Below are 19312 nucleotides of genomic sequence, written 5' to 3'. Positions count from 1 at the left end.
GACATTGCGAATGATCGCGCTAGCGGGGACCTGTATTAACTACCGAGAACCATGGATATGTCATCACTGCTCACGCCCGAACTGCCAATGGCCTCATCACTGAGCCCAGTCCCATCTCCTGCCGAAAAATATGAAGGCTCATTGGGCGACTACGATTCTTTGCTCTCGCTGATCCGAAACACATCCCCCGAGCAGCTTGCCAATACCTTGATAAAGCCAAAGCGTTGTTCTCCGATGTACTTGGAGGACGAGACCGGACAGCGCTCGCTACAAGCGTTGGCGCAAAATGAACACTACCTGGCATCCTGCAAAACAACAGGAGCCTCACCGCACCGTTTAACCGTCACGTTGAAAGACGGAAAAGCCGTCTACGAAACACGGTCGAGCGACAGCGAAGTAACCACTGCAATTCCACTTGGCAAGAATCCCGTATGGGACGGGTGGCTTACCAGTATTGAAAAAGCCGTTCGAAAACTGGGAGGCCAGATTCGTCAGAATGGCGAGGTTACGTTCGCAAGAATGGCCTGGTTCTACGGGATTCCGCTCCTCGATCCGCTGGATGATAAACAACGCGAAGCCGCGATCCAGGCATTGGAAGAGAAGCGCGCCCGTCATTCACTAGGACTGGGCGACGCATTGCGTCTCGACGGATTGGGTCACGGCTCCGCCGTTGAGGACAGGTCCGTCGACGATCTGATTATGGAAACGATGCGTGAACACCTTCCCAACCTTCGCACATCATTACTGGCCCACCTCAGTCCGATAGACATAGCCAACCTGACGATCCAGGACCTACGAGCAAAACCATCGTTTTATCTCGAAAAAATCCTGTTGTCAGAAGAGGCTGAGGCGTTGACAAAAGCGCTGTTGCAAGCCTTGGAGTGGTACGGCGGTAATCACGGCGAAGACAGTGCTCCAAGCGTACGAATCAAATTGCTGGTCAAAGCCATTGATCTTTGGTTACTGGCAGGGAAACACGAGCAAGATGGCGCTATCGCTGGTTATCAATGGCAGGCACCCTCCAACTGGGGCAAGAGCTACGAAGCGATATGGCTGGCGTTCGAGTCACATCTATGTACCTCGAACCGCGCTTCATCGGTGAATGAATCCATCCTGCTGGCCTGCTTGTATCGCCCATCGTTTCCCCCGGACTTCCAGATCCCCGACATTCCCTCGGAACTGCCCTACCGGAGCTCGACTGTCTGGGTCAACTTTGCCCATGGCGTTCAGCTTGCCAATGCCATTGATCCAACGCTGCTGCAACGATTGAGCCCTCAGCAACTGATGGACCTACCCAACGAATACATGGATGAAGGCAACGCCGAAGATCTGAAACTTGCCTCCCTGACAAGGCTCCAACCCGCTCTGGACTGGGCGATTACCAATGGCTTCGTTCCTGAACGTACCGATGCAGACTACCCGGCGCAGACCATCGAAAAGGCGATGCAAAAACTCGATGAGGCCATCACCCAGTTGAGCAGTGCTGTCACCGATCTCGATAAAACGCCGCCCGACAGACTGAAGATGGCGACATATGAACTGACAAAGCTACTTGGACATACGCGCTTCTTGACGGAGGACTGGAAACTGGAGAGAGAGGCCTCCGCTTTCTCCACCGGAACGGGTACATGGAGAAGCGGCCCGCCGGTCCACTCCAGTTACTCGCTTGTTGATGTGTATGCATCTGGAGAGCTGAGCAAAGCAAAATGGTACATCAACCCGCCCTCTGGGGCGTGGTTAACACTGTCCAAAGAGGGCATATTGGATACCAGTCTTTTCGGCCACAAGCTCAAAGGAAAAACACTGCCAAACATAGAAGGTCTATTCGACAGCGATTTCAAGAGTTATATCAAGCTCATTAGCAGTGCCTACCAGCAATTGATCATTCACCTAATCGCCTCGCTTCCTTTGATTGATCGACGGGCATTGGAATACGGCACAATCAGGCTATACCGTCTCAGACAATCAACTGCTGGTTCGCTCCGCGCCCGCTGCGGTTTTATTTTAGGCGCCACTTATGCCGACAAGGTAACGTACTACGAACTTGTGCCGCGAGCGGGCATAATTCGTCCTCGACTGGATATCGCGCCGCACTATATCGGCGCCAATATACCGCCGCCCGCCGTGCCTTCTTCGATCCAAAATAGAAATCCACGCCTGCCTTTCGATTGGAATGCTCACCTCAACGGAACAGCTCCCAAAAAAAACATGCAATGCCCAGTCTTCATGGAGCAAATTGGCGGCACGCTGGGTAGATTAATGAACAGTGATCTCCCCCACATTACTCCTACCACTTTGGAATCGACGTCCATCCAGTCGATCGCCAATCACATTGCCGACCGCCTCCTTTTTACTGACGAAACGGAGTTGCGCCGCACCTGTTACGGCCAAACCGAATTTGACCGCCAACAGGAAAATTTTGACCAGGTAATAAGCGTAATAAAATCATTCATTCCATTCTGGGATAGCATAGAGAACCTGAGCGCAGGAACAAGAGAGAAAATACTAGAAGGTTTGTTGGGTTTAACTCTTGACCTCGCAGCCTTCGTCTGTCCCCTTGGGAAATTTGCGTCCGGCTCCATGAAAGTAATCAGAGCGGGGGGCAAACTTACTCTTACTAAAAAACTGCCTTTACTTGCACCTAAAGTAGGCGTTTTTCTCAATTCCACTTTGAATCCATTTGATGGCATTCCCTCGCTGCTTAAGGCGGGTGGCCTGAGCCTGTTCAGGCTCAGTAAAAAAGGTTATCTCAGTCTCAAGACATTAAGCGGCCGAGCAGGTCGATATGACTTTTTGCAAGGCATGCCTCAAGCGACTGATCCTGGCCGATGGCGCCCTTTGTCAGCGAAGGACCAGCTGGCCTCCGTCTATGGGATGGAAGATGTCCCAGTGCGTGAAATTACCTCCCGAGGCAAATCCGACTTTCGCTTGGTCGACCCTTTGTCCACCAAACCCTACGGACCTGCCCTGGCGGCTGAACGTTCCGGATTGTCGTTTGGCCCTTCCCGATACGACCTGTTGGGCAAAACCGAATCCGATAGCCTCTTCAAGATTCCTGGCAACACTCGCGTGAAAGAAGTGCTGGAAGTCGACGGTAGCCGGACCTTCTATTTGGATGACGTTCCTTATCGATTGGAAGACAGCGCCCTGCGCAGGGTCGACACCCTGGACATCACTAAAAACTTTAGGAAATTACCATGCCGCTAAATAAAATTTGCAGTTCTTACTCGCTGACCGGCGATATTTTCGAGCGCCCTGCCCTGGGAACAGTCAGTTCAGAAAAGAGCTGGGCACCCTGGTTTGGCGACGTTCTCGTCGAACCAGCGAGCATTAGAGATAGAGCCATATTCAATTATCAAGGAAAGATATATGAATTCAAAAATGGCACCCACATCAGATATACAGGTAAACCAGAATGGATCTACCTGCCTACCAGAACCCCCAAACCTAAGCTAACAATAGACGTAACGATAGAATTTCAGACGGGTATATATGCCGGCGTCAGGGTCACCGGCACCGCAGAGGGTATCAACGACGTCCATCGAATCGGGGCAATCATCGCGCCCTCTCTCGATGAGAAATTCAATTACATCTTCACCCGACTAAATGACAATTACTACGCATTTAGACTCTCCGCCACGAATGACACCAAAACATTGAAACTGCTAAAACAGGAGCCCAGTGCGTGGAAAGAAGGATACGGAGAGGAGTTGAAACGAATTTATGATGGCTCACTCAATGCAAACAATGCAGCACGGGTACACGGTATAGAAAAAGTTGAACAAGCGCTGAAAAATATGAGCGAGGTCTCGATCCCTATCGGCGTCGCCCCAGACCCGCCCAAAAACATGAAATGGATAACAGTCGACACCTCCCCTGCCGAAGCACTTCTATTTGATAATCGCACGAGAATGATTGCCGTCGAATTGCCCAACGGCACCGCCTTATGGAAGCCCGCCACATCCGCCCCATGGCAGGTGACGAACCTGACCACTTCCGTTTTCGGCGCACTCTTCAAAAAAGAATCCCTCTCTATAAACGAGGCCATGACAGCGCTGCAGAATATACTTCCAAGGCATAAAAAAAATATAGCATTCGCCCACCTTGTCCTTGCTTCAGGAAAAACCGAAGTCTATGTCAGCGTCTCCGGCGTCAACGATTTTACTCGGCATTTACCCTTGTTCAATTCCAATCCTGGACAAGTAGCAGTCAATGGAATCAACTACTTTAACGTGGATGATATTGCGGGCCCTGTTGTGCCCACCTCCCTTTCAATTGGCCCAGATAACAGGGTGCTATCGATACCACACTCGAGTCGTTCGGACATACAACATCAAGTGACCTCCGCTGACAGCGAAAGCAAGCTGGTCGGTTTCATCCGTGAAAAATATTCCAATAACGCAGATATCCGTTCAATGACCATTGCCACGACGCTGCCTCCGTGCGATTCCTGTGCGATCGTCATGAAGGAATTCGGTCATTCGCGTGGAGCAGATTCGTTGAACGTTACGTGGGGCAAACGCCCCAACCTTGAGAGCTGAGCCCGCGCTACAATCGACTCACATCCCAGGCAATCAGTGCCGCTGCAAATGCCCATAAAGCCTGGCGTACAAACCACCATCGGCAATCAATTGCTGATGGTCGCCATCCTCGGCAATTTGTCCGCCGTCGAACACTAGCACACGGTCAGCCTGTTTTACCGCGGACAACCGGTGCGCAATGATCAACGTCGTGCGTCCACTCAGGAACCGCGCCAGTGCCTGATGAAGGTTGTATTCCGTGGCGGCGTCCAGCGCCGAGGTGGCTTCGTCGAGGATCACCACGCGCGGATCGGCCAAGACCATGCGGGCGATGGCCAGTCGTTGGCGCTGCCCGCCCGATAAACGCACACCGGAACGCCCGACGATGCTGTCCAGGCCACTAGGCAGCTCTCGGATCGTGCTGTGCAGTTGGGCGATTTCCAGTGCCCGCCAGCAGTCCTCGTCGCTGCACTCGCGGCCCATGGTGAGGTTGGCGCGCACCGTGTCGTTGAACAGCGCAGGATGTTGCAGCACCACCGCGACATTTTCCCGGATGGTTTCCAGGCCGATTTCCTGCTGGGTCGCGCCGCCGAACCGGATGCTGCCGGCCTGCGGCGTGTAGAGACCCAGTAACAGTTGCACCAAGGTGCTCTTGCCGCCGCCGCTGGCGCCAACGATCGCGACCTTCTCCCCCGGCGAAATGGACAGGTTCAGTTGATCGAGCACCATTTCCTCGCCATAGCCGAACCTGAGCCCTTGGATGTCGATGCCGACGGTGTCGCGCCCCTTGAACGGGTTGACGCCGCCGCGGTACTGCGGCTCGTCGGCCCGTGCCAGCAGTTCATTGATGCGGTTCAAGGCGCCTGATGCCGCGTAGTAGGCGTATTGCAGGTTCAGCAGTTGTTCCACCGGGCCGATCATGAACCACAGGTAACTGAACACCGCGAGCATCTGGCCGACGGACAGGTCGGAAAACAGCACGGTGAGCATGGCCGCGGCGCGGAAAATATCGATACCAAACTGAAACAGCAAACCGCTGGCACGGTTCGAGGCATCGGTTTTCCACTGCGAATTCACCGCGAAGTCCCGCACTTCCCGGGCGCGCATCCCCAGTCGGCCGATGAAGAACCCCTGGCGGTTGCCGGCCCGCACTTCCTGGATAGCGTCCAGGGTTTCGGTCAGGGCCTGGGTAAAGCGCGAGGTGCTGTCATTTTCCAGTTTCTTCAGGTGCTTGACCCGTTTGCCCAGCTGCACGGTGGCGTAGATCACCAAGGGATTAAACAACAGGATCAGCAGCGCCAGCTTCCAATGCATCCACATCAGGATGCCGGCGGTGCCCACCAAGGTCAGCATGGCGACCAGGAACCGACTGAGGGTTTCGCCGACGAACTTGTCGAGGGTGTCGAGGTCGGTGACCAAGTGCGTGGTCACCGTACCGCTGCCGAGGCTTTCATATTCACCGAGGGAAATTCGCTTGAGACGCTCGATCAGCCGGATACGGATGCGATAGACAATATCCTTGGCCAAGCTGGCGAACAGTCGCGCCTGCAAGACGTTGAAGAGCAACGCGCCGCACCGCAGCATCAACGTCACCAGCAGCATCAGCCCGATGTAACCGGCCGCGCTTTGCCAGGCTGTCGGCAGCGCATTGTTCATGATTTTCAATGCCGCATCGCCGTGGCCTAGCAGCACTTCGTCCACCAGTAGCGGTAACAGCAGCGGGATCGGTACGCTGCACAACGTCGCCAGCACGGCGACGCCGTTGGCGATCCACAGGGCTTTCTTGTGCGTGAGGGCCAGGCGACGAATTTCCGCCCAGCTCAAGCGATCGATGCGGCGCGTGGCGGGTGCGCCATCATCGGGCAGGTCAGGCACAGGCCGCGCGCTCCAGCCAACGCCCGAGCAACGGCGACAATTGGTCCAAGGGTTGGTAGCCGTTGGTCAGCAAGGCCAACTGGCCGTCGCGCTCGGCCAGCAGCGTGGGAAACCCGGCAATGCCCAAATCTTGTACCCAGGTGAAATCGGCGGCCGTGGCTGCATGTTGTTCGGCGCGGTCGAATGCTGCGGCGAACTCAATGCGGGGCAACCCGGCCTGCTCGGCTAGCTCCACCAGGACGCTGGCGTGGGTCACGTCGCGACCGTGCACATAAAAAGCCCGCTGGATCAGCTTCAGCAGCTTCCAGGCCAGGTCCGGCGCCAGGCTGCGCGCTGTCACCAGCGCCCGACACGCGGGTTCGGTGTCGTAGACGAAACCGTCCGGCAGCGCGCCTTCAAGCTTGAACGGCTGGCCGGTGGCCTCGGTGACCGCCTGCCAATGTTCAAGAATATAGCGCCGGGTCGTCGGCTCCAGGGCCGAACCGCTGCCGGTGCGCAAGCCGCCCACCACCAAGTGCAATTCCACACCTGCGGCCTGGGCCTGCTCGGCCAACGCCTCGGCCACTGGCGCGAAGCCCCAGCACCAGGAACACATCGGGTCCATTACATACAGCAGGCGCGACGCCATGGCTCAAGCCTCGGAAGATGATTGCTTGTAGTTGTAGCCGATCGGATGGGGCATGTTGCGTGCCTTGGCCAATTCGATCTGCTTTTGCCGGTCGATGGCGCTGCGACGGGTCTTCTCGCTCAACTTATCCCAGCAATGCGGGCAACTGATGCCAGGCACATAGTGTTGCGACTCGCGATCCTCCACGCTCACCGGGGTACGGCAGGCATGGCATTGATCGTAGTCGCCTTCGCTGAGGTCATGACGCACGGTCACGCGGTTGTCGAACACAAAGCAGTCACCGCGCCATTTGGTTTCTTCCTGAGGCACCTCTTCGAGGTACTTCAGGATGCCGCCCTTGAGGTGATAGACCTCGTCGAATCCTTGGCCAAGCATGTAGCTCGAAGCCTTCTCGCAACGAATGCCGCCGGTGCAGAACATGGCGACTTTCTTGTGCCTGGCCGGGTCGAAGTTGGCTTTGATGTACTCGGGGAACTCGCGGAAGCTGGTGGTCTTCGGATCGACGGCACCTTCAAAGGTGCCGATCGCCACTTCGTAATCGTTGCGGGTGTCGATCAGCAAGACTTCCGGATCATTGATCAGCGCGTTCCAGTCCTGTGGCTCGACATAGGTGCCGACCCGCTTGTTCGGGTCCACGCCTTCGACGCCGAGGGTGACGATTTCTTTCTTGAGCTTGACCTTGGTGCGGTAGAACGGCTGCTCTTCGCAATACGACTCTTTGTGGTCGATATCGTCCATGCGCGGATCGTTCTTGAGCCAGGCCATCAACCCGTCGATCCCCTCGCGGGTACCGGAAACCGTGCCGTTGATGCCTTCCTCGGCAATCAGCAGGGTGCCTTTGATGCCGTTGTCGAGCATCGCCTTGAGCAGGGGCTCGCGCAGCTCGACGTAATCTTCCAGGGTGACGAACTTATACAGTGCCGCCACGACAATCGGTGGTGTCATGGGTATTTCTCCAGGTGGCTACCCTCGTAAGGGGTGAACCGGATATAAAAAAGCAGCGGCAAGCTACAAGCTTCAAGCGATAAGCTCAAGCCCTACGCATAGCTTGTCGATTGAAGCTTGAAGCTTGTCGCTGGCTACTGCCGATTGCCGGCACAGGTCGGCGAAGCCGGGGCCGCGTCGATCCGGGCCCATTCTTCGGGCGTGTAGGTGTGCAGCGCCAAGGCATGGAATTCACCCATCAGCTCGCCGAGCGTGCCGTAGACCTTCTGGTGACGCTTGACTCGGTTGAGCCCTTCGAACTGCTGGCTGACCACCACGGCCTTGAAGTGGGTTTCTTGGCCACGGCTGTGCATGTGGCTTTCGTCCAACACTTGCAGGTGCTCGGGCTGCAGCAGCCCGAGGGTCGATTCGATGCGTTGTTGCATGCTCATGCCAGGGCTCCGCTTATGGCTTTTTCTTGGCCGGGGCGGCGGCTTTTGGCTCGAGCTCGGCGGTCATGTCCGACAGCAGCTTGTTGACCACCGGTACCGCGCTTTCCAGCTTGGCCTGGGTCAGTTGGGCCGATTGCTGAGTCAGCTGGGGCATTTTTTCCAAGACTTTCTTGCCCAGGGGCGACTGGTAGAAGGACACCAGGTCCTTGAGCTCGGACTCGCTGAAGTTGCTGGTGTAGAGCTTGACCATGTCCGGCTTGAGCTTGTTCCAGCCGATGGCCTGGTCCAGCGCGGCGTTGGCCTTGGCCTGGTAAGTCTCGAGGGTGGCCTTTTTCGACTCAGGGGCCTTGGTCTGTTCAAAGCGCTGGGCGAACATCTGCTGGACTTGCATGTAGACCGGAGTACCCAGCTTGTCGGCGTGCGCCAGGGTCAGGAACGCTTCGGCACTGGCGTTGTGGCTGGCGGTATCGGCAAGAACAGGGCCGCTGGCACACACCAGAGCAACTGCGGTACAGATGGCACGAAGACGGGTCATCGAGTTTCCTTATCTAACAGGCGAGGCAAAACCCCAAGGGCGACCATTCTGCGCCTAAAAAACGCCGGGGCTCAACCCCGTTCCTCGGAGGGTCCGATTGACGGACCGAACCGCTCCTCCCTAGATTGAGGGAACCCATGTCGCCCGTCTGGGCCTAAACTGCGCATTCAGACCAACAGGAGTTTGACCCGATGAGCCGTATCGAAACCGACAGCCTTGGCCAGGTTGAAGTCCCGGATGAAGCCTATTGGGGCGCCCAGACACAGCGCTCCATGATCAATTTTGCCATCGGCGATGAACGCATGCCGCTGTCGGTGCTGCATGCCTTGGCGCTGGTCAAGAAAGCCGCCGCCAGGGTCAACGACCGCAATGGCGACCTGCCCGCCGACATCGCCCGTTTGATCGAACAGGCAGCCGACGAGGTGTTGGCCGGCCAGCATGACGACCAGTTCCCGCTGGTGGTCTGGCAGACCGGCAGCGGGACCCAGAGCAACATGAACGTCAACGAGGTGATCGCCGGACGCGCCAACGAGCTGGCGGGCAACCCGCGCGGCGGCAAGAGCCCGGTACACCCCAACGATCACGTCAACCGCTCGCAGAGCTCCAACGATTGTTTCCCCACCGCCATGCACATCGCCGCTGCCCAGGCCGTGCACCAGCAATTGTTGCCGGCCATCAGCGAATTGTCTGGCGGCCTCGCGGAACTGGCGGCGCGCCATATGAAGCTGGTCAAGACCGGTCGCACGCACATGATGGATGCCACGCCAATCACCTTCGGCCAGGAGCTGTCCGCGTTCATTGCCCAACTCGACTACGCCGAACGGGCAATCCGCGCGGCCTTGCCGGCGGTCTGCGAGCTGGCCCAGGGCGGCACCGCGGTGGGCACCGGGCTCAATTCGCCCCATGGCTTCGGCGAAGCGATTGCCGCTGAATTGGCGGCGTTGTCCGGCTTGCCGTTCATCACCGCGCCGAACAAGTTCGCCGCGCTGGCCGGCCATGAGCCGCTGACCACGCTGTCCGGCGCGCTGAAAACCCTGGCCGTGACCTTGATGAAAATCGCCAACGACCTGCGCCTGCTGGGCTCCGGGCCGCGGGCCGGGTTTGCCGAGGTGAAACTGCCCGCCAACGAACCAGGCAGTTCGATCATGCCCGGCAAAGTCAACCCGACTCAGTGCGAAGCCTTGTCAATGCTGGCTTGCCAGGTATTGGGCAACGACGTGACAATCGGTTTCGCCGCCAGCCAGGGTCACTTGCAGTTGAACGTGTTCAAACCGGTGATCATCCACAACCTGCTGCAATCGATCCGCCTGCTGGCCGACGGCTGCAGCAACTTCCAGCAGCACTGCATCGCCGGCCTCGAACCGGATGCCGAGCAGATGGCGGCGCACCTGGAGCGTGGATTGATGCTGGTGACGGCACTGAACCCGCACATCGGCTACGACAAATCCGCCGAAATCGCCAAGAAAGCCTACGGCGAAGGGCTGACCCTACGCGAAGCTGCGTTGCAGCTGGGGTATCTGACCGATGAAGAATTCGATGCCTGGGTCAGGCCGGAGAACATGCTGGAGGCCGGTAGCCAGGGCTGAGCATTGCTGACCAGTGAGTGCGTTCCCGCGCCCTGCGTGGGAACGAACATCAGGCGCTCTATCGTCCTGCAACCATCCGCTCGCGCCGGGCCCTGAGCCCGGCGACCAGCGATGGACCCAGCGCAACCAACGCCGAGCCCAGCACCACCAATACCGCCCCGCCATACCCCAGCAGATTGATCTGCTCGGCATGCACATAGTCCGGCCACCACCAGGCAGCCATTGCCACGGCGGCGAACGTCACCAGCGGCGTAATCGCCAGGGTCGCGCTGACTCGCGAGGCCTCCCAATGGGCCAACGCCTCGGCAAACGCGCCATAAGCGATCAGGGTGTTGAGGCAACAAGCGAGCAACAGCCAGCCTTGCAAGGGGCTCAGTTGCAACGCCTCCAACGGGTGCACCCAGGGCGTGAGCAACAGCGCGCAGAACAGGTAGATCACCATCATCACCTGCAACGAATTCCATACCGTCAACAGCTGCTTCTGGCCGAGGGCGTAGAACGTCCAGACGGTCGAAGCCAGCAACACCAGCAAGACGCCAGCGGTGTAGTCGCTCAACGACGTCAACAGCTCAACAAGGCGCTGATTGAAGAACAGCGCGAAGCCGATCAGCAGCACCAGCAAGCCGATGCCCTGCCCCACGCTGAAACGCTCCTTGAACACAAACAGGCTGGCGACCAGCAGCATGATCGGGCCCATTTGCACCACCAGTTGCGCGGTGCCGGGACTCAAGCGGTTCAAGCCCATCAGGTACAGGACGTAGTTACCTACCAGCCCCAACACCGCCATCGCCACCAGCCAACCGCCACGCGGCCCGAGCACTTTGCGGCTGGGCAAGCGGCGGGTCGCCGCCAGGTAAATGAACAGCAGGCCACCAGACACCGACAGCCGAAACCAGGTGACCGTGACCGGATCCATCACTTGCAGCACTTGCTTGAGCTTGATCGGCAGGATTCCCCACAGCAGGGCGGTCAGCAAGGCGAGAAAAAGCCCGTAGACCCAGCGACCGGACGATATGTGCATGCAACCCTCGGAACCAAGACATGAGCGCCCATTCTAGGCTCGGATCGCTCGGCGACACAGGGACAATTGGGTCTTCACCATCGATGAGATTGTATGGGTCGCAGCCGTCGATCGGCTGGACAGGCGCAAATCAATGCCAACACATATGCTCAGTAGAGACGACCCAGCAGCCCCTTTGGAGACCCGAAATGCCAGGAACGCGCGCGCAGGATACCGACGCCTCGAAGACGATTTTCCGCAGTGACCGGATCTGCCGGATCAATGGCGAGTTTTACTTCAGTACCCGCGAAGCCACGCTGGAGGGTCCGTTCAACAGCCGCGAGGAGGCGGAACAGGAAATAGCGGCGTATATCCAGCGGATGATTCAATTCTCCAAGATCACTGAAAATCCCGTGGCGAGGGAGCTTGCTCCCGCTGGGCCGCAAAGCGGCCCCCCTACTGTCCATCCGTAACTATCGACCCATTGACGACTGCTTCGCAGCCGAGCGGGAGCAAGCTCCCTCTCCACAAGAGCCGTTGGAAGCAGCGGCTACCGAACCGCCTCGAACAACCCCGTCGCTCCCATCCCGCCGCCCACGCACATGGTCACGATGCCGTAGCGCAGGTTGCGCCGTTGCAGCTCACGCACCAGATGCCCCACTTGCCGCGAGCCGGTCATGCCGAACGGGTGGCCGATGGAAATCGAGCCGCCGTTGACGTTGTATTTCTCGTTGTCGATTTCCAGCCGGTTGCGACTGTAGAGGCACTGGGACGCAAACGCCTCGTTGAGTTCCCACAGGTCGATGTCGCCGATCTGCAAACCCTTGGCCTTGAGCAACTTGGGCACCGAAAATACCGGGCCGATGCCCATCTCATCCGGTTCGCAACCGGCCACGGTAAAGCCACGGAAAAACGCCTTCGGCTTGAGCCCCAGCGCCAGGGCTTTTTCCAGGCTCATCACCAACGTCATCGAGGCGCCGTCGGACAATTGCGAAGAGTTGCCCGCAGTGACCGAGCCGTCCTCGGCGAACACCGGTTTCAAACCCGCCAGGCTTTCATAGGTGGTATCGGGGCGGTTGCAGTCATCGCGGTCGACTACGCCGTCAAGCATCTGCACTGCGCCGGTGTTCTTGTCCTCGACTCGGTACTTCACCGTCATTGGCACGATTTCGTCACCGAACAACCCCTGCGCCTGTGCCCTGGCCGTGCGTTGCTGGCTCTGCAAGGCGTAGCGGTCCTGCTGCTCGCGGCTGACCTGATAGCGACGCGCAACGATTTCGGCGGTCTGGCCCATGGGAAAATAAATGCCCGGCACCTGCTCCTTGAGCAATGGATTGACCAGGTTTTCGGTATTGACGCTCTTCATCGTCAGGCTGATGGATTCGACCCCACCGGCGACGATGATATCGCTGCAACCGGAGGCGATCTGGTTGGCCGCAATCGCAATGGCCTGCAGGCCTGAGGAGCAAAAACGGTTGAGGGTCATTCCGGCCGTGCCGGTGCCCAGTTGTGAGAGCACCGCCACGTTACGGCCGATGTTGAAGCCCTGGGCGCCTTCGTTGGAACCGGCGCCGACGATGCAGTCCTCGACGCTGGCCGGGTCGATGTCGTTACGCGCCAGCAGCGCGTTGACACAATGCGCCGCCATGTCATCCGGACGGGTCATGTTGAACTTGCCGCGAAAGGACTTGGCCAGACCGGTCCGTACGCTGTCGACGATCACCACTTCACGCATGGCGGCACCTCATTGTTGTTATCGGTTAAAAGTGGATTCGAGGATAAATCCACGGCATAACCGAACGCGACAATCATTCACCCCGCGTATGCGTGCCCATCGGGCTATTTCTTTTTGCGCGCCTGTTTGGCCGAGCGCTCGAACGCGCCCTCCAGCGCCTCGTTGAGGGTGCGCAGCACTTTGACCCGAGCCCAACGCTTGTCGTTGGCTTCCACCAGGGTCCATGGCGAAATTTCAGTGCTGGTGCGATCGACCATGTCGCAGACCGCCGAGCGATAGGCATCCCACTTGTCGCGGTTGCGCCAGTCGTCCTCGGTGATCTTGAAGCGCTTGAAAGGGATTTCCTCGCGCTCCTGGAAACGCTCCAACTGGGTTTGCTTGTCGATGGCCAACCAGAACTTGACCACCACCACGCCGGCGTCGGCCAGTTGTTCCTCGAAATCGTTGATCTCCCCGTAGGCTCGCAACCAATCGGCGCGGCTGCAGAAGCCCTCGACGCGCTCCACCAGCACCCGCCCGTACCACGAGCGGTCGAACATGGTGAACTTGCCCCGTGCCGGAATGTGCCGCCAGAAGCGCCACATGTATGGGTGGGCCCTTTCTTCCTCGGTGGGCGCGGCAATCGGCACGATGCTGTACTGGCGCGGATCGAGCGCCGCCGCGACCCGGCGAATCGCCCCGCCCTTGCCCGCCGCGTCGTTGCCCTCGAATACTGCCACCAGCGCATGCCGACGCATGCGTTTGTCGCGCAGCAAACCGGCGAACCGCGCCTGCTCGGTGATCAATTGTTCTTCGTAATCGGTTTTATCCAGGCGCAGCGTCATGTCCAGGCTGTCAATCAACGTCACCTGGCCGTCCAGCGCCGGCAGTGGCGCCACGTTGACTTTTTCCGGCTTGATCTTCTGCCGGTCCAGCGCCTGGCGCAGCCCTTCGAGCAGGATGCGACCGACCGTGAGGCTGCGATAACAAGCATCCACGCCTTCGATCACATGCCATGGCGCATAGTCGCGACTGGTGCGGCGTAGCACGCGCTCGCCGTATTTGACGAACTTGTCGTAGGTCTGGGATTGCTGCCAGTCCAACGGGCTGATGCGCCAACTGTGCAGCGGGTCGTCCTTGAGACTTTTCAGCCGGGCCTTCATCTGTTTCTTGGACAGGTGGAACCAGAACTTGAAGATCAGCGCGCCTTCATCGCAAAGCATTTTCTCCAGGCGCTCGGCACCGTTGATCGCCTGGTCGAGTCGCGGGTCCTTGAACTCGCCATGGACCCGTCCCTGTAGCATCTGGCTGTACCAGTTACCGAAGAAAATCCCCATGCGCCCCTTGGCCGGCAGCATCCGCCAGTAGCGCCAGGCCGGTGGCCGCGCCAGTTCTTCGTCGGTCTGCTGGTCGAAGGTGCGCACTTCGATCAGGCGGGGGTCCATCCACTCGTTGAGCAACTTCACCGTCTCGCCCTTGCCCGCGCCTTCGATGCCGTTGATCAGGACGATGACCGGAAAGCGGCCCTGCTGATGCAGTTCGAACTGCGCTTCGAGCAGCGCCTCGCGCAGCGCCGGCTCTTCGGCCTCAAAGGTTTCTTTATCAACGACGTGACCGATCTCAGCGGACTCGAACATGGGCAGCTCCTTCCAGGAATGGGGGCAAGACTAGCGGATTGGACACCCCCCTGTGCAGTGATCGTTCCAACGCTTCGCGTGGGAATGCCTCTACGGACGCTCCGCGTTCGGCTTTTCGGGACGCAGAGCGTCCCGGGCTTCATTCCCACGCGGAGCGTAGGGAACGATCGACAGCCCGATCGGCTAGAATGGCGCCTTCGTTTTCACCGAGCCTGTCATGACACCTATCCAGCACCACGCACAACTCGACTGGGACAACCAGGGTCTCCCCCGTTCCCGGGTTTTCGACGATGTGTATTTCTCCGACCAGTCGGGCCTGGAAGAAACCCGCTACGTGTTCCTTGCGCAGAACAACCTGGCCGAGCGCTTTACCGCGCTGCCAGAAGACGGGCGACTGGTGATTGGCGAGACAGGATTCGGCACTGGGCTGAATTTTCTTTGCGCCTGGCAGCTGTTCGAACAATGCGCACCGGCCGGGGCGCGACTGCATTTTGTCAGCGTCGAGAAATTCCCCTTGAGGCCCGAGGACCTGCGTCGGGCCCTGGCTTTATGGCCAGAGCTCAAGCGCCAGGCTGACCAGTTGCTTGGGCAGTACGTCGCGATTCACCAGGGTTTCCAACGCATGACCCTGGCGAACGGTCGGGTGACGCTGACCTTGTTGATTGGCGATGCCTTGGAACAACTGCCGCAACTGGACGGGCCCATCGACGCCTGGTTCCTCGACGGCTTCGCGCCAGCGAAAAACCCCGAGATGTGGACCGCCGAGCTGTTCGCCGAACTGGCGCGGCTGGCGGCACCCGGGGCGACCCTCAGCACCTTTACAAGCACCGGTTGGGTACGGCGCCGGCTGAACGCGGCGGGCTTCAAGATGAAGCGCACGCCGGGCATCGGTCATAAATGGGAGATTCTTCGCGGCGTGTTCCTCGGCTGGCCCGAGCAAGTACCGGCGCCAGCGCTGGCCAAACCCTGGTACGCCCGCCCCGCTCCCCACGCCAGCGAACGCCGGGCCTTGGTGATTGGCGGCGGCCTGGCCGGATGCGCCAGCGCGGCGAGTCTCGCCGCCCGCGGCTGGCAGGTGACCTTGCTGGAACGCCACGCCGGGTTGGCCGAGGAAGCGTCCGGCAATCCCCAGGGCGTGCTGTACCTCAAGCTGTCGGCCCACGGCACGGCGTTGTCGCAGATGATCCTCAGCGGTTTCGGCTACACCCGTCGCTTGCTGGAAAACCTGCAGCGAGGCGTTGACTGGGACAGTTGCGGCGTCTTGCAATTGGCCTTCAACGACAAGGAAGCCGAGCGCCAGGCGCAACTGGCCGACGCGTTCCCAACCGACCTGCTGAAGATCCTCGATCGCACCGAGGCGCAGGCGCAGGCGGGGATCGGCCTGGCCTGTGGCGGCCTGTTTTATCCCGAGGGCGGCTGGGTTCATCCGCCAGCCTTGTGTCGCTGGCAAGCGTCGGCCTCGGCGATAGCACTGCTACCACACCATGAAGTACTGGAACTGCGGCGTGTCGGCGACCAATGGCAGGCCTGGGATGGGCAACGTTGCGTCGCCAGCGCCCCGGTGGTAATTCTCGCCAGCGCAGCCGAAATCAAACGCTTCGCACCGGCCGCCGAACTGCCCCTCAAACGCATTCGCGGACAAATCACCCGCCTGCCCCAAACCCCCCGCAGTCAAAGCCTGGCGACGGTGGTCTGCGCCGCAGGCTACGTGGCCCCGCCGCGCATGGGCGAGCACACCTTGGGCGCCAGCTTCGACTTCAAGAATGACGACCTGACCCCCACCGCCGCCGAGCACGCCGGCAATCTGCAAATGCTCGAAGAGATTTCCCTCGACCTGGTGGATCGCCTGGACACCAGCGCCCTGGATCCTGAAGACCTCGAAGGCCGCGCGGCGTTTCGCTGCACCAGTCCGGATTACCTGCCGATTGTCGGGCCGCTGGCCGATCTCGGGGCGTTCACCGAAACGTATTGCGCCCTGGCCAAGGATGCCCGCCAAGTGCCGGACCATCCATGCCCTTGGCTCGATGGCCTGTACGTCAACAGCGGCCACGGCTCACGGGGCTTGATCAGCGCACCGCTGTCGGGCGAACTGATCGCCGCCTGGCTGGACAACGAACCGCTGCCACTGCCGCGAAGCGTGGCCGAAGCCTGCCATCCGAACCGATTTGCGCTACGGGCGTTGATTCGGGGCAAGGCCTGAACCCGATACATAGCGCTGCTCGACGCCTCCAGCGTCGTCCGAACGCAAACAGCATCAATTGCTGGCCGGCTCGCCATCCTTCATGTCGAGATTCGACTGCCGGGCTATCTGAGAGAGGAGGGGCGGGGCGGATAGGTATTGATACACAAAAATTTTGGCCGGAAAGTGACCGTCGACGCAGCAGTCCGTCTAAGATGGGTTGAACGAAATCTCGTTCATCCTCAAAATGGATTTTTTGTTAACCCACGGACAAGGGGGCATATGAAAAGACTCGACACGTCAAGCAACCTCATTGGGGTGGGGATATACACGCCCGCAGAGGCGGCCTTGTACACAGGCATTCCTGCAAAAGATATACGTAGGTGGATGTTCGGCTACAAAGCCGAAGGCGTCGACCACGCTGGACTTTGGACGCCGGAAATAGACTCAACCGTGGAAAAACTTCTCGGCTTTCACGATCTGCTAGAGATCAGGTTTGTACATGCGTTTAGAAAGCACGGCGTAAGCCTTCAAGCTATTCGTTCGGCGTCCAGGCAGGCCCGAGAGATCTTTGCTCAGCGCTACCCGTTCACATGCAAACGGTTCCAAACTGATGGCCGGAGTATCTTTGCGACCGTTTTCGACGAGACCGGCGACGAAGCCATCCTCGACCTTGCTAAGCGGCAGTATGCGTTCAGGCAAGTAATAGGCCCCTCCCTCTATGAAGGTATCGACTACACGGGAGAAGGACGTGCACAGCGCTGGTATCCAGTAAAGCGAAGCAAGACAATCGTGCTCGACCCAAATCGTAATTTTGGCAAGCCTGTCTTATCTTCTACTGGCGTCGATACAGCTGCTATTTACCATGCATATTTGGCCGAAGGCCAAGACGTAAAGCGCGTCTCAATGATTTTTGAAGTTCCGGCTGCCGCAGTGGATGCTGCGGTTACTTTTGAGCATAGGATTGCTGCTTGAATTTCCTGATTGATAACAATCTCCCTCCCGCAATAGCACGAGCCCTTCACGAACTATGCAAGCTTGAGGGGCATCATGTGGTAGCGCTTCGGGATAAATTCAAGCAAAACGCCACCGATGTCGATTGGATCTCTGAACTGAAAGCTGATGGACGATGGACCGTCGTATCGCAAGACAAATTCACCAAAGGCGATGCGGAACGGAAGGCCTTTCGCGAATGCGGGTTACCGATTTTTTGCCTGGCAAAACAGTGGGGACAAGAGCCCTATTGGAGCAAGGCACAGAATCTCGTCAGGTGGTGGCCTTCAATAATTCAGCAATCAGAACTGATAAGCGGGGGAGCAGCCTTTAAGGTTACTTGGCGATTTACTGCTCCCGGAAAGTTTGAACAGTTGAAAATCTAAAGCCCGGCCCAACGCTGGGCTTTTTACTATATGTAATCTCCGCCCAAAGTGATCCACTCTATCGCTGGGTCAATGCTTTGAAATAGGTTTGGCAGGCCCGCAAGGTACACAGCCCCTGCCTCCTTCGTCGGGAATGGCGACAATTCGTAGAGCATACGGTGGGCCAAGTGGGCTCCATCCGCCGGCGCGATGCCGTTCGCCTGCTCACCACGATCCAGACCCAGGCGGTGCGGGATAAATTGATCACCCGGAACCCAGCCAACTCAATAGCAGCCGCCATAGTTCCCAAACGGAGCCTCGGCCCGTTCACCCGTACCGAGGCAGATCTGGTTATTGCGAAGCTCTACGAATTGACGAGCGGTTTGCAGCAGATCTACGCCTTGCTTTTTCGGGTTCTCGTTCTAAACAGGAATGCGGCCAAGAGACGCTATAGCGCTGCGCTGAAGCGAAGTCGACACGCGCAAGCGAACCGCCAAAAGTCTGTCGGATTCGTATCTATAGAAAGATCTAGGAGCGGACCAAGACGAAGGTCCCCGGGAAGTTTTATTGAACGATCGAGCAATACGGGCACTCGAAAAAGCCAGACCTTTAACGGCGGCACGATCCGATTACGTGTTCGCGCCGGAAGGATCAGGCGATAAGGCAGAGCTGTTCGTCCGATCCGAAACAGGTCCCAAACGCTACTGGCTGAGCGCGCTGCGGAAGTTAGGAATTCGGCATCGCAGAATGTATGACACGCGCCATACGTACGCCACGATGTGTTTGATGTCCGGCATGAATCCAGCATTCATCGCCGCGCAACTCGGACACAGCGTGCAAGTACTGCTTTCCACCTACGCCAAGTGGATCAGTTCCCCGAGCGACGGGGCAGAGCTGGACAAAC

14 protein-coding genes and 1 pseudogene are annotated in these 19312 nt (G+C 58.6%); 7 read left to right on the top strand and 8 right to left on the bottom strand.

The window, feature by feature from the left end; translation table 11 throughout:
- Window positions 1-51 precede the first annotated feature (51 nt).
- On the top strand, window positions 52-3207 hold the full coding sequence (locus tag HU806_RS05855) for a hypothetical protein (RefSeq protein ID WP_238350123.1): 3156 nt from the start codon (window positions 52-54) through the stop codon (window positions 3205-3207).
- A complete protein-coding gene (locus HU806_RS05850) occupies window positions 3198-4541 on the top strand; it encodes a deaminase domain-containing protein (protein ID WP_186610480.1) in 1344 nt (447 codons plus the stop codon). Before HU806_RS05855 ends, HU806_RS05850 begins: the two co-directional genes overlap by 10 nt.
- 33 nt (window positions 4542-4574) lie before the next feature.
- Here HU806_RS05850 and HU806_RS05845 read toward each other — a convergent pair whose 3' ends face one another.
- From HU806_RS05845 to HU806_RS05825, 5 genes are all read right to left on the bottom strand, one after another.
- Window positions 4575-6395 carry an ATP-binding cassette domain-containing protein gene (locus tag HU806_RS05845; RefSeq protein ID WP_186610479.1) on the bottom strand — a complete coding sequence of 607 codons (1821 nt, stop codon included), beginning with the start codon at window positions 6393-6395 and terminating at the stop codon, window positions 4575-4577.
- Entirely contained in the window at window positions 6388-6990 is a 603-nt protein-coding gene (locus tag HU806_RS05840) for a DsbA family protein (RefSeq protein WP_186610555.1), read from the bottom strand. The genes HU806_RS05845 and HU806_RS05840 overlap by 8 nt, the downstream gene beginning before the upstream one ends.
- A gap of 36 nt (window positions 6991-7026) precedes the next feature.
- Window positions 7027-7968 carry an oxygen-dependent tRNA uridine(34) hydroxylase TrhO gene (gene trhO / locus HU806_RS05835; protein WP_186610478.1) on the bottom strand — a complete coding sequence of 314 codons (942 nt, stop codon included), beginning with the start codon at window positions 7966-7968 and terminating at the stop codon, window positions 7027-7029.
- Between the two features lie 134 nt (window positions 7969-8102).
- Window positions 8103-8399, bottom strand: coding sequence for a BolA family protein (locus HU806_RS05830; protein ID WP_186610477.1), 297 nt, complete (start codon window positions 8397-8399; stop codon window positions 8103-8105).
- Window positions 8400-8412: 13 nt separating this feature from the next.
- Window positions 8413-8934: a DUF2059 domain-containing protein gene (locus HU806_RS05825; RefSeq protein ID WP_186610476.1), complete on the bottom strand. Its 522-nt coding sequence runs from the start codon at window positions 8932-8934 to the stop codon at window positions 8413-8415.
- Window positions 8935-9125: 191 nt separating this feature from the next.
- Here HU806_RS05825 and HU806_RS05820 point away from each other — a divergent pair, with 191 nt between their 5' ends.
- Window positions 9126-10520, top strand: coding sequence for a class II fumarate hydratase (locus tag HU806_RS05820; protein WP_186610475.1), 1395 nt, complete (start codon window positions 9126-9128; stop codon window positions 10518-10520).
- Between the two features lie 58 nt (window positions 10521-10578).
- Here the strand turns inward: HU806_RS05820 and HU806_RS05815 are convergent, their stop codons facing one another.
- Window positions 10579-11541 (bottom strand): DMT family transporter, encoded by a 963-nt coding sequence (locus HU806_RS05815; protein ID WP_186610474.1) that lies wholly within the window; start codon window positions 11539-11541, stop codon window positions 10579-10581.
- Window positions 11542-11729: 188 nt separating this feature from the next.
- Between HU806_RS05815 and HU806_RS05810 the strand changes: the two are divergent.
- Window positions 11730-11903 (top strand): annotated as a pseudogene (locus HU806_RS05810) (DUF6316 family protein); the annotation flags it as partial.
- Between the two features lie 167 nt (window positions 11904-12070).
- Here HU806_RS05810 and HU806_RS05805 read toward each other — a convergent pair.
- Window positions 12071-13255: a thiolase family protein gene (locus tag HU806_RS05805; RefSeq protein WP_186610473.1), complete on the bottom strand. Its 1185-nt coding sequence runs from the start codon at window positions 13253-13255 to the stop codon at window positions 12071-12073.
- Window positions 13256-13359: 104 nt separating this feature from the next.
- The gene (gene pap, locus HU806_RS05800; RefSeq protein ID WP_186610472.1) at window positions 13360-14871 is read right to left on the bottom strand and encodes a polyphosphate:AMP phosphotransferase; all 1512 of its coding nucleotides are present in this window, start codon (window positions 14869-14871) and stop codon (window positions 13360-13362) included.
- A 217-nt stretch (window positions 14872-15088) separates the two neighbouring features.
- Between pap and mnmC the strand changes: the two genes are divergently transcribed.
- The 3 genes from mnmC to HU806_RS05785 all read left to right on the top strand — a co-directional run bounded on the left by mnmC (window position 15089) and on the right by HU806_RS05785 (window position 18429).
- Window positions 15089-17071 carry a bifunctional tRNA (5-methylaminomethyl-2-thiouridine)(34)-methyltransferase MnmC2/FAD-dependent 5-carboxymethylaminomethyl-2-thiouridine(34) oxidoreductase MnmC1 gene (mnmC, locus tag HU806_RS05795; RefSeq protein ID WP_186610471.1) on the top strand — a complete coding sequence of 661 codons (1983 nt, stop codon included), beginning with the start codon at window positions 15089-15091 and terminating at the stop codon, window positions 17069-17071.
- A 261-nt stretch (window positions 17072-17332) separates the two neighbouring features.
- Window positions 17333-18025, top strand: a complete 693-nt coding sequence (locus HU806_RS05790; RefSeq protein ID WP_346657152.1) for a DUF433 domain-containing protein — start codon at window positions 17333-17335, stop codon at window positions 18023-18025.
- Window positions 18022-18429, top strand: a complete 408-nt coding sequence (locus HU806_RS05785; RefSeq protein ID WP_186610470.1) for a PIN-like domain-containing protein — start codon at window positions 18022-18024, stop codon at window positions 18427-18429. Before HU806_RS05790 ends, HU806_RS05785 begins: the two co-directional genes overlap by 4 nt.
- Window positions 18430-19312 lie beyond the last annotated feature (883 nt).

This window comes from Pseudomonas sp. SWRI154 (genome assembly GCF_014268645.1).
Lineage (GTDB): Bacteria > Pseudomonadota > Gammaproteobacteria > Pseudomonadales > Pseudomonadaceae > Aquipseudomonas > Aquipseudomonas marvdashtae.
Note: the sequence above shows the minus strand (reverse complement) of the source record. Positions and strands in the feature narration are given on the sequence as shown.

What these genes read in the sequence shown, in the direction of transcription:
- HU806_RS05805 (WP_186610473.1), bottom strand. Translation starts at nt 13,255, where the DNA reads ATGCGTGAAGTGGTGATCGTCGACAGCGTACGGACCGGTCTGGCCAAG.
- pap (WP_186610472.1), bottom strand. Translation starts at nt 14,871, where the DNA reads ATGTTCGAGTCCGCTGAGATCGGTCACGTCGTTGATAAAGAAACCTTT.
- HU806_RS05850 (WP_186610480.1), top strand. Translation starts at nt 3,198, where the DNA reads ATGCCGCTAAATAAAATTTGCAGTTCTTACTCGCTGACCGGCGATATT.
- mnmC (WP_186610471.1), top strand. Translation starts at nt 15,089, where the DNA reads ATGACACCTATCCAGCACCACGCACAACTCGACTGGGACAACCAGGGT.
- HU806_RS05815 (WP_186610474.1), bottom strand. Translation starts at nt 11,541, where the DNA reads ATGCACATATCGTCCGGTCGCTGGGTCTACGGGCTTTTTCTCGCCTTG.
- HU806_RS05830 (WP_186610477.1), bottom strand. Translation starts at nt 8,399, where the DNA reads ATGAGCATGCAACAACGCATCGAATCGACCCTCGGGCTGCTGCAGCCC.
- trhO (WP_186610478.1), bottom strand. Translation starts at nt 7,968, where the DNA reads ATGACACCACCGATTGTCGTGGCGGCACTGTATAAGTTCGTCACCCTG.
- HU806_RS05790 (WP_346657152.1), top strand. Translation starts at nt 17,333, where the DNA reads ATGAAAAGACTCGACACGTCAAGCAACCTCATTGGGGTGGGGATATAC.
- HU806_RS05825 (WP_186610476.1), bottom strand. Translation starts at nt 8,934, where the DNA reads ATGACCCGTCTTCGTGCCATCTGTACCGCAGTTGCTCTGGTGTGTGCC.
- HU806_RS05840 (WP_186610555.1), bottom strand. Translation starts at nt 6,990, where the DNA reads ATGTGTTCCTGGTGCTGGGGCTTCGCGCCAGTGGCCGAGGCGTTGGCC.
- HU806_RS05820 (WP_186610475.1), top strand. Translation starts at nt 9,126, where the DNA reads ATGAGCCGTATCGAAACCGACAGCCTTGGCCAGGTTGAAGTCCCGGAT.
- HU806_RS05855 (WP_238350123.1), top strand. Translation starts at nt 52, where the DNA reads ATGGATATGTCATCACTGCTCACGCCCGAACTGCCAATGGCCTCATCA.